The organism is Cupriavidus phytohabitans, assembly GCF_017815025.1.
Taxonomy (GTDB): Bacteria; Pseudomonadota; Gammaproteobacteria; order Burkholderiales; family Burkholderiaceae; genus Cupriavidus.
On sequence record NZ_JAGIQB010000101.1, the window covers coordinates 1 to 9,056 of the forward strand.

12 protein-coding genes are annotated in these 9,056 nt (G+C 59.8%); 8 read left to right on the plus strand and 4 right to left on the minus strand.

Translation table 11 applies throughout. The features are described 5' to 3' along the window. Positions 1 to 63: 63 nt before the first annotated feature. From J8I34_RS32335 to J8I34_RS32345, 3 genes are all read right to left on the minus strand, one after another. Entirely contained in the window at positions 64 to 417 is a 354-nt protein-coding gene (locus tag J8I34_RS32335; RefSeq protein ID WP_209808274.1) for a hypothetical protein, read from the minus strand. A gap of 348 nt (positions 418 to 765) precedes the next feature. Beyond that, entirely contained in the window at positions 766 to 1,602 is an 837-nt protein-coding gene (locus J8I34_RS32340) for a hypothetical protein (protein WP_209808277.1), read from the minus strand. A gap of 72 nt (positions 1,603 to 1,674) precedes the next feature. Further along, complete coding sequence (locus J8I34_RS32345) at positions 1,675 to 2,451, minus strand: hypothetical protein (protein WP_209808279.1); 777 nt, start codon at positions 2,449 to 2,451, stop codon at positions 1,675 to 1,677. A 398-nt stretch (positions 2,452 to 2,849) separates the two neighbouring features. On the opposite strand from J8I34_RS32345, the gene J8I34_RS32350 reads away from it, so the two are divergent. The 4 genes from J8I34_RS32350 (at position 2,850) to J8I34_RS32365 (ending at position 5,706) form a co-directional block, all read left to right on the plus strand. Beyond that, positions 2,850 to 3,704: a hypothetical protein gene (locus tag J8I34_RS32350; protein ID WP_209808296.1), complete on the plus strand. Its 855-nt coding sequence runs from the start codon at positions 2,850 to 2,852 to the stop codon at positions 3,702 to 3,704. 137 nt (positions 3,705 to 3,841) lie between these two features. Continuing rightward, entirely contained in the window at positions 3,842 to 4,585 is a 744-nt protein-coding gene (locus tag J8I34_RS32355) for a hypothetical protein (protein ID WP_209808281.1), read from the plus strand. Positions 4,586 to 4,729: 144 nt separating this feature from the next. After that, positions 4,730 to 5,074, plus strand: a complete 345-nt coding sequence (locus tag J8I34_RS32360; RefSeq protein ID WP_209808283.1) for a hypothetical protein — start codon at positions 4,730 to 4,732, stop codon at positions 5,072 to 5,074. Positions 5,075 to 5,322: 248 nt separating this feature from the next. After that, on the plus strand, positions 5,323 to 5,706 hold the full coding sequence (locus J8I34_RS32365; protein ID WP_209808284.1) for a hypothetical protein: 384 nt from the start codon (positions 5,323 to 5,325) through the stop codon (positions 5,704 to 5,706). Between the two features lie 193 nt (positions 5,707 to 5,899). On the opposite strand, the gene J8I34_RS35070 is transcribed toward J8I34_RS32365, so the two are convergent. After that, positions 5,900 to 6,211 carry a hypothetical protein gene (locus J8I34_RS35070; RefSeq protein WP_245176307.1) on the minus strand — a complete coding sequence of 104 codons (312 nt, stop codon included), beginning with the start codon at positions 6,209 to 6,211 and terminating at the stop codon, positions 5,900 to 5,902. A gap of 296 nt (positions 6,212 to 6,507) precedes the next feature. Here J8I34_RS35070 and J8I34_RS32375 point away from each other — a divergent pair, with 296 nt between their 5' ends. The 4 genes from J8I34_RS32375 (at position 6,508) to J8I34_RS32390 (ending at position 8,607) form a co-directional block, all read left to right on the plus strand. Beyond that, positions 6,508 to 6,816: a hypothetical protein gene (locus J8I34_RS32375; RefSeq protein ID WP_209808286.1), complete on the plus strand. Its 309-nt coding sequence runs from the start codon at positions 6,508 to 6,510 to the stop codon at positions 6,814 to 6,816. A 189-nt stretch (positions 6,817 to 7,005) separates the two neighbouring features. Beyond that, positions 7,006 to 7,842, plus strand: coding sequence for a hypothetical protein (locus J8I34_RS32380; RefSeq protein WP_209808288.1), 837 nt, complete (start codon positions 7,006 to 7,008; stop codon positions 7,840 to 7,842). A gap of 27 nt (positions 7,843 to 7,869) precedes the next feature. Beyond that, positions 7,870 to 8,115, plus strand: a complete 246-nt coding sequence (locus J8I34_RS32385; RefSeq protein WP_209808290.1) for a hypothetical protein — start codon at positions 7,870 to 7,872, stop codon at positions 8,113 to 8,115. Positions 8,116 to 8,268: 153 nt separating this feature from the next. After that, positions 8,269 to 8,607, plus strand: a complete 339-nt coding sequence (locus J8I34_RS32390) for a hypothetical protein (protein WP_209808292.1) — start codon at positions 8,269 to 8,271, stop codon at positions 8,605 to 8,607. The last annotated feature ends 449 nt before the right edge of the window (positions 8,608 to 9,056 follow it).

The following is a 9,056-nucleotide window of genomic DNA, read 5'->3' on the forward strand; positions in this document are numbered from 1 at the left end:
TTGTAAGGAGTCCTCAGATTAACGATTCAGCAAGTCGTCGCGCTGACGTCCACTGCCGGTATTTCAGCAGCCTGCTAGGCGAACGGTGAGGCTCGGCGTTGCCGGCGACCCGAAGCTCATGCCCGGCGTTACCGAGAACGTGTAGCAATGCACGAACCGCTCCATCCAGGCACGGGCCTCATCGGCTTCACAGCGGTCTTTGCTAGTCATCTCCTGACCGCCTCCCTTGTCCTGTGGAAAATTGTCTGCCAAAAGCGGGCCCCAATCGTTAAAATCTGCTAATGGTCGTCTGCTGCGCTGCTTATACCTGCCGTCGAACTGTTGCTGGTCGATGGCAGCAAAGTCCGATAACTTGGCTGCGCTATTGTCGCCTTCCTGAAAAAGCCTAGTCTCCATAGCGGTTTGCATCCCCTTCATCGGGCGACTCCTCATACCTCTGTTGTCGTTCAAGTGTATCGATCTTCAAGGAAGCTGCGTTTGGTTCTCGCGGAGGAGCCTTCATGTTTCCCGTAAGAGGCAGAATCCTGCCGCTTATGGGCGAAAATCCTTATAAACGGCGCAATGCTGCCGCTTATGGATATCTGCTTGCTTCGTAAGCACGAGGCCAAAATTTCCCTAGCCGAAAGCCGCGCTGAAATTTGCGAAAATCAGTGTGATCCGCTGGCCGCTGGAATTCAGTCGGTTTGGCGCCGGGTCCCAATAAAGTCAGAGAAATCCGCACAAGAAAAGTGGAGATGGGAAAAAATTCTCATTCCGAATAACGGGTTATCGCCGCGCCGAATCCGTGCCTTTGATTACGCGGGACAGCCAGTCGAAGAGGCGTGGCGATCCGCCCTCGGCGACGGCGACGGCGTCGTCTGCGTCTAGTGCCTTGTCCTCTTCGGTGTCCGGCTCGAATTGGAAGTGAGTGAATTTGCAGTCGGGGCAGGGGTGTGCTTCAGCATTGACGTCGAGGCGCATCTTGACGCCATCGGCGACACGCAAGCTGATCACCGTCTCCGGTGCGATCTTCGCGCCCTCAAGGACCTGGCGAAACCACTCCCAGACACCCGGGTGGCCGAGCATGTTCTCAAGGCCGTAGGTGTCGATCCACTCCCGGCAGACTGGGGGGCGACGCGCGTAGTGCGTGTGTACCTTGCCGTCGAGTTCGAAATAGACGAACACGCGGGGGCGTGGCCACGAGTACGTTTGGTCGAGGTGCTTTGCCTCCCACGCCCGCAAACCCACCGGACTGAGCTGACGGCCAGCAATGCGCCGCTGTACCTCTATGTCGATGGCCCCACCCTTGTGCTCGAACTCATCCAGATCAAGCAGCTCGGCGATAACCGGTTGGCCGTCTTCGAAGGCGGTTTCGGCCAATGTCACCGCGCAAACGATGATCTTGTCCCTGGCTGGAACATATAGGCCGAGATACCCCCACTCTCGGTCGGTTTGGCTCAGAAGGACAGCGTTACCGCCGCGAATGGCGGCCTCAAGATCGGACGGCGACAAGCAGGCGACAGCCTGCGTTTGCACGCGTGCGAACCTACCCAGACGAATATCGCCAATGACATGGCTATAACGACTCAGCGCCCGGCGGCGCGTACCTTCTCGAATGCTCAAACGAAAACCTCAGTTGGACGGGGTCAACTTACTCTATGCGACATCCGTCTTGTCGGCGGAGATTCCCGGATCTTAAGCCGTAAAGTGCGATTCTTGGGTCTCGCCCTTCGCAAGGAGGGCGGGGAGCATGCCCTGACCTTTGCCTGAGCAGCACGAACACGTCAACGCCGGTGCGCTGATGTCGAGTTCGACCGGATGGGTGTCCGCGATACGGATCGCCACGACGCGCTCGATTGGCAGATCATTCCGCTCCGCCTGCCGGCGGTACCAATCGAGAAAGCCGGGGTGACCAGCTGCCTGTTCGAGAGAGTGGGTCTCCACAAAGTCGCGACAGACCGGGGCATTGTGGAACACCATCTGCGCCGGCCGTGCCCCCGGCGCATCGTCGTCTCGGCGGAACCAGGTCGTCACCCGGTACCGCGCCGGCGGCAGGACACCTTGGAAGTAGCGCAACTCCCATGCACGGAACGAGACGGGGTCGAGGGCCTGGAACGCGGCGGTGCGCAGGCGTGCGACCGCGATCGGGCCTGCATCGTTCTCGAACTGCTGCTGGGTGAGCACAGTCACGATGCAAGGCGACGCGTCCGGTGCCGGATGGTGTGCTAGAACCGCGACAAAGAATGCATCGTGCTCAAGGTTGTAGAGCAGGTGGTACGTGCGGATCCGATTACCCATGGCGCTCTGCCACGGCAGGATGACAGCGCCGCCGCCGGCGATAAAGCTGCGCAGGTGCTCTGCGTCGAGGCCGGTGCGAGAAAGGGCACGCTGGCAAGCATGGATGGTGAGGTGCAGGCCTGCCATGCGCGGGCGAAGATCTTGGCCGATGATCGACGGGTTGGCAATACGCATGATGATCTCCGAGTGATGCCTTTCGGCGGTAGCAAGGTTTCATGCTCTCGCGTGTTGCCAGGAACGCAACTCGCACGTGATCGTCGGTACGTCTTGCCGGGCCGCTATCAGCGGGTTTGTCGCTGCAAAAAGTGGGTGTGCTATAGTGCAGCCAGCCGTTTGAACGGCATCCCACCTCAAGGCGCTCGCCGCCCCTTTTCACATCTATCCCACCGTCTTGCCGGGTCAATCGACACCGCAGCGCGCAAAATTCTCCCTGCTCTACTGCACGTCCTGGCAACAGAAATCTGGCCTGCCGAGCAACTTCTATCAGTACTGGTTCGGCCAGTCCCTCGGACTCGTCGAGCACCTGACTCACTCCTTATCAGCAGCCCGTACACGGGCATAAGGAGAGAATCATGAATAGCAATAACAGCGGGAATGTGGAGCAGGGCGGACAGCTTCCGAATAGCGCGGTCACCGCGGCACCATTGGTGAGCCAGCCAAAGTCGTATCGTGTTGCAGTTCATGGTGGCGACTACCTGGAACGAGCGCCCCGGGTTGCAAAGTTCCAGGTAACCGAGACGTATGCGCGCGAGATCGTCAGGCTGGCGGCGCTGGTTGTAGCCAACGACCTGTATCAAGTCGAACGGTTGGACGGCCGCGCTAGTTACATGCAATTCGATCCGGAGACCGACCCTGATGACGCGCAGGAAGCGGGCGAAGATAACTCGGTCCGTACCGAGTGCGACGTTCTCGTAGTTTCCAAGGACGAGTTTCTCTTCGAAGCGTACGTCAAGCACACGGATGCTCGTGTCAAGTGTACGGCGCAGCCGATCGCGGAACTTGCGGCTCATTTCGCCAATTCGCTCGACGAGGCAAACCAGCCGGCGCCCGATTCAACCGCCGCTTCGTCGCAACATCAGGGCCCGGACCTAGTCGGTGTACTTTCCGATCTGGTGCAGGCGGTGGAGTTCACTCCTCTGGGCGTGCGGGGAATCACGGCGGTGAGATCTGCGAAGGCCGCGCTGGGGGAGGTTCCCGGTTCTGGATATGCGAAGCTGGCAGTCCAGGGGCGCTTTGCTGCGACGTGGTCGGAAGCATTCACAAATGGTCCGGAGACACGCACCGTCACCGGTGACTTCTTCACCCTAGGTGCCGGTTATGACTGGGAAGACATTGTTGGCCTGGCCGCCCTCGGCGTCGGCCAAACCTGGGAAGACCGTCACTACGGTCCGGCGCACACCGTCATGCGGTTGCCTGACACCGAGTAAAGCCTGAGCAACACCTCCTCATCGCGCCGCCACGGTGGGGCGCGGGGGGAATCCTTTCTGGTTCGGCCAGGCACGCGCCTCGCCGAGCAGATGCTCGCTTCTTTTCAACAGCCTCTTTGAGGCACAAGGAGCGAATCATGAATCAACAGGCCCACGAAGAGATTTGCAGCGTTCCGATTATCCCGCGCATGTTCTTTCCGTACCCGGTGAAGGTCCTCGCAACGGATACCTGCTTCCCGATCGATTTCGAAGCGAAGGGCCTTCTCTTTGAGACCGGCGAGGTTGTTATCGAGTACCCGTTCAAGGATAAGAATGGCAATGATCCGAAAGCCGGGGACGACGGTAGCGCAATCGACATCCATACCATCGTCTTGCCGAACGGTGAGGAGATGGGCAGGGAGGATTGGAAGGAAGTCGCAGTGGCCCCGCCACACGATCGCCGGCTGATGGCTTCGCTCGGCATGATGAGCGACGCCGCGTTCACTTACGGCGAAGGCGAGGGCACGAGTTTGTTTGAGCAAAGCGTGCAGGCGGACGCGAATGTGCGGAAGCTGACCGGGCTGCCGTACGACTACCTCCTTGCGCAACTCGGGATCGGCGACCTCATGGCGAACCCCGGGTTCGAAGCGCAGCAAAAAGTACTTTCTGTGATGATGCAAGACGTGGTCGGCGACTACGATACGCCGGACCAGGTGCCGGAATGGGCCTGGGTGGAAGCCAACGCTTCGTACGTCCACAGCCGAAATGCAAGTGACGGCATTTGGGAGTTCATGCTGAACCTCAGTTGCACGTTCGAGGGTGATCCGGGCCGCCTGGCGCCGGTGATCACTGCCGCGCGCGCGGAAGGCGCCGCATACCTCATCATCCATCAGGGAACCTGAACTCTATAGCTGGATGACCTCGTCTGCGCCGCCAGTAGGGGGTGCGAGCGAGGTCAACCTCATGCAGTTGGGCCGGGCTACACGTCCCGCCGAGCTTGCGCTCGCTCCTTCATTAACCACCCTCAGGGTACAAAGGAGAAGCTAATGACCAGCAACACTGAACTGCAACCGACGCCGATCAACGACCAGCAGGCGACTCAGGAGCCGTCGATACACGTGATACCGCAGCTGATTCCGTCTGGGCGGTTCATCATTGACCAGGATCGCAGGAAGGTCGCTGAGATGTTCCAGCCAGGTGACTCGCCGGCGGAGACGGAAACGATCAAAAGTCGGATCGTTCGTTCGTTCAATGCGCTGCCGGACCTCGTTGGCGTGCTGATGCGTGCTGACAAGGAAGGCGGGCTCTGGCAGGCGCTGTTCAACGAAGGCATCGGTGATGCCTTCAATGCCGCATCGAAGGCATCACCGATGCCTTCGTTGCGGCATTGAAGACCGCGCTCGAGGCTCTCGGCGAAGCCGCCATCGCCGACATTGCGTTCCGTTACGAACTCGATCTTGCAAGCCTTCGGGCCAAGCTGGCCAAGTAATCCACCAATCGAAATTCGGCTCGTCGTGCCACCCTTTTGGGGTGGTCGGCGAGGCTCGAACCTGAAGTGCGGCCCGGCCAGGCCTGTGCCTTGCCGAGCCCAAGAACTCGCTCCTTTTCATTCGCCCTGATGGGCAAAAAGGAGATATCGATGAACAGAAAGAGTCACGGTGTAACGGTGAGATCGTTCGACAAGGAAGTTCTGTTTCGACAGACTGTGGAAACGCAGCGCAGACTTAACGAACGGGCACCGGTGTTTCGGTCCGCGATGGATCTAGCTGGATTCAAATACGATTCAGCGACTGCAGCATTTCAACGTGACAACGTCCGGGTGTACTTCAGTCAGGGGCAACCGGACATCCAGCGGCGACTTGACCTGCTGAAGGCGTACCAGCGCTTCACGATCAAGACCACAGGTACCGCGGCGGTCTATATTGACGACGCACTGGACGCTGGGCCGGCAGAAGTCATCGAAAAGGTCCTTTCTGCGGTGGAGCAGGCCGCTGCTGGGGAACGTCGAGCAACTAAAAACTGAAGTCGCGATCACCGCGCCGCCCATGCTGGCGGCCGGTGGATGCCCACCGCGCCGCCCCAACGGTGCGGGCGGTGTGGCCCACACCCCGTGCAAGCTGGGACATAGGGAACTCCATCTGGCGCAAGCCCATGCTAAGCCATCCCTACCGACTTGCCGACGCCCCGGGGGCGCCGAGCGTCAAGGAGAGAGGGCCTCAGCGGCGTCGCTTCATCCGCAAGCGCAAGCGAGCATAGCGCGGATGGCGAGCATCGAGCATTTCCGCGATCTCCGCGTTCGCAAAGCCGGGCGCTTCGCACGAGGCCCGTTCGACGAGATGCTCGTCTGAGCAGTATTGCAGGATATCGAGAAGCAGGGCGTATCGACGCGGCTCCAGAAAATGCAGGCGGCGCTCGTGCGCCCAACACTTATAGCCGCGGTACGCGGTTGCCAGCAATTCATTCGGCGTTGCATCCAGACCGTTCGCGGCAAGGGTCGCGGCCTGTTTGCGCAGCGCGCGAATCGACATCGACTGAATCCGGCTTGTCGTCCTGTAGACCGGGGTGCGGCGAGGGTGCGGGCATAGTTCACCTGGAATTGCGGTTGACGGTATAACAATGACCCATCTGATCGAAAGTCAAGTCCGGTAGGTCATGCGCACCACTCGTGATATAGTCGCGGCACGCCGTTAGTTCGGCATCTTCAGGGCCGCCTGCCCGTCTCAACCTTCCACACCGGTCCCCGGCGGTTCGGCCAGTCCGCCAGACTCGCCGAGCTCGACGCTCCCTCCTTTTTAACAGTCCGTCAGGGCACAAGGAGAGAAGCATGACCAGCAATTCCTATCAACTGCTCCAAGCCGAGTTTCCGAGGTTTGACGTGGCCACGCTTCCGGCATTGCCACCTGGCTTCGCTGATACCTCCTGGCATAACGATGCGTGCCCGTCGTTCACCAATGAGCTGCGGCGCGTTCAAGTGTATGTGGATTACGCCGATCCGATGGAGCGTGAGTGCGGACCAGAGGCTCGCCGTTTCTCGCTCTTCACCTTGGATGAGCACGGTGATACCACCTACATCAGCAACACGAACGATTGGAGCGAGATGCTTGCGCTCATTGAAAAACACGCCACCAAGTAAATTGCCGCATACCGCGCCGTCCCGTGGGGGCGGTCGCTGCGGCGGCGTCTCCGTTGGTTCGGTATCGTCAGGGCACCAGCCCGTCTCTACCTTCCACGCGGCCTCCCGCGGCTCGGCCAGTCCATTAGACTCGCCGAGCTCTATCGCACCCTCCTTTTTAACAGCCCTCTGGGCACAAAGGGAGAAGTCATGAACAGCAACAACGTATCGGAACTCACGCACTGCCTGCGACACGCAGCCGAGCGTGTACGAATCGCCAACGCCGAAGGCAACCCCATTCTGTCGGCGTGGCTTCCGGAAGCGGACGCTTTGCTGGGGAAGTTGCCCAATGCAATGCAGGCCGTCCTTGCGGTCCAGTTCAAGTCGATGTGGGAAGAGGGCGACGTGACGTCGAAGGCAAAGCTGGATCTCGAATCCGGTCGCGTGTTCGACATCGAGCCTTCGCAAGAAGGCGAAGAATACGTGACGCCCTTGACCGCGAACATCGCTCTCGGCGACACGACCATTCCGGTGTCGAAATGTGACGGTTTTGGGTATGTCGTCGCTGCCGAGCAACTCGCCAGGCTGAAGGATCCGATGTCGGTCAAGTACGAGCCAGGCACAGGGGTCGAAGTTGACCACTATGGCAAGCTCGAGTTAGGGATCGTGAAGGCAGACTTCAACACCATGAACGTGGCGTTGGTTGACGTCGAAGGAACGGTGTACGGATTCCATGCGTCGCAGATCCGACGGACGGTGACGTCAAGGCTCCTGGCCGAGCGGTATCCGGCCAAGGGTTCGATGCCGCGTGCAGTCGTGCATCAACTCTATCAACTGCGCGAGTTGGAGGTCGAGCGCCTCGGCCAGTGCGAAGCAATCGTCATGGCTGACCTGCAAGGCCTGGATCGCTTGGCGCGCGCCGTGGTCGCGTCCATGCTCTTCGAGAAGTGCGACAATGACACCCGTCACGCGCTCCTCCATGACGAGCATCCCCACGTTCGTAGCTGCGCAGTCATCTCGCAGTCCGATCATCAAGCTGCTTCGTAACCGCCCGCCCGGGCAATGGAAGCCACGATGTCTTACAACGCAAAAGCTGAAGCAACCGCTGTTCTCGCTGGATACGTCTCGACGCATCCCAAGCGTGAGCAAAGCCTCACCGATGCTGCAAGGTGGCGCAAAGCCGCGGAGGTCGAACTCGAAGCACGTGGTCTGGGCGTCGTCAAGGCACTGTCCGAAGACACCCTCAAGGCTATTGTGAACGGCGAGCTCGACATGCCCGCGATCTACGAATCCGCACTGCAAGACCAGCGGCAGTCCTAAGAGAAACAATGCCCGCCGCGCCGCCCAAGTGGGTGGCCGGCCGGGGCACCGAATCCCCATCTCCGGTTCGGCCAGTCCGCCAGTCTCGCCGAGCCTTACGCTTCCTCCTTTTCAGCGCCTTATAGGCAGAAGGAGTAAAGCATGAATAGCAACATGAAGACCGACACCACGCCGCAGCGCCCTTTCGAGACCATCTCCGTCTCGCTCGACGAAGGCCCGCCCTACAAAGCCTACAGCTGTGGCGAGGAGTGGAATGGGTTTCAATGCCCGTACTTTACCTTCGAGGAAGCCTTGAAGGTCACGGAGCATCCGGATCTAAAAGGACTCACGTACGACTCGGAAAGGGATCAATTCATCTTAGCCGATCCCGAGTGGCCCGACGACCCGACGTATGGAGCGAAGAACTTCAAAGCCGAGACCATCACGGTCAACGGGCAACAGATCAAGGTCTACGCGGTCGGTGCGTTCTTCTGGTGTTGGTACAAGGACTAACGGTCATCAACTTGCAGAAACGGCATGCCGCGGTCCTTCCGGACCCGGCCGCTCCGCCACCCGATCATGAAGCAAGCGCGACCGCTATCCCGATAAGCGTGTCGGCCGGTTCTCGCCACGATGTTGGTTCTGCCGGTCACTGATGACCCCCAGAGCTTGCCGGCTCTCCCCTTATCAACCGCCTCCGAGAGGCAAAGGAGAGCACAATGAATCAGCAATGCTTCAAACCCGACGCTGGTGCGGGAGAGTCAACACTTCAGGCAGCTTCCGTTGTCGAGGTGATCCGAGATGCCAACTCCCCGAGTAACTGTGGTGAGGGCTACCTTGTCTGCGTCACCACGGCGGACAATGAGTTCTTCCGCGGCGCGGTTCAGTGTACGCCCGTGAGGGCGTGCTATCTGCGGGGTGTAAGTCCCCGTCGGAGTTGGCCACAGCTCCGTAGCTGAAGG

Coding starts and splice junctions, on each gene's coding strand:
- J8I34_RS32365 (WP_209808284.1), top strand. CDS start 5,323: ATGAACAGAAAGAGTCACGGTGTAACGGTGAGATCGTTCGACAAGGAA.
- J8I34_RS32380 (WP_209808288.1), top strand. CDS start 7,006: ATGAACAGCAACAACGTATCGGAACTCACGCACTGCCTGCGACACGCA.
- J8I34_RS35070 (WP_245176307.1), bottom strand. CDS start 6,211: ATGTCGATTCGCGCGCTGCGCAAACAGGCCGCGACCCTTGCCGCGAAC.
- J8I34_RS32360 (WP_209808283.1), top strand. CDS start 4,730: ATGACCAGCAACACTGAACTGCAACCGACGCCGATCAACGACCAGCAG.
- J8I34_RS32350 (WP_209808296.1), top strand. CDS start 2,850: ATGAATAGCAATAACAGCGGGAATGTGGAGCAGGGCGGACAGCTTCCG.
- J8I34_RS32385 (WP_209808290.1), top strand. CDS start 7,870: ATGTCTTACAACGCAAAAGCTGAAGCAACCGCTGTTCTCGCTGGATAC.
- J8I34_RS32375 (WP_209808286.1), top strand. CDS start 6,508: ATGACCAGCAATTCCTATCAACTGCTCCAAGCCGAGTTTCCGAGGTTT.
- J8I34_RS32390 (WP_209808292.1), top strand. CDS start 8,269: ATGAAGACCGACACCACGCCGCAGCGCCCTTTCGAGACCATCTCCGTC.
- J8I34_RS32335 (WP_209808274.1), bottom strand. CDS start 417: ATGAAGGGGATGCAAACCGCTATGGAGACTAGGCTTTTTCAGGAAGGC.
- J8I34_RS32345 (WP_209808279.1), bottom strand. CDS start 2,451: ATGCGTATTGCCAACCCGTCGATCATCGGCCAAGATCTTCGCCCGCGC.
- J8I34_RS32355 (WP_209808281.1), top strand. CDS start 3,842: ATGAATCAACAGGCCCACGAAGAGATTTGCAGCGTTCCGATTATCCCG.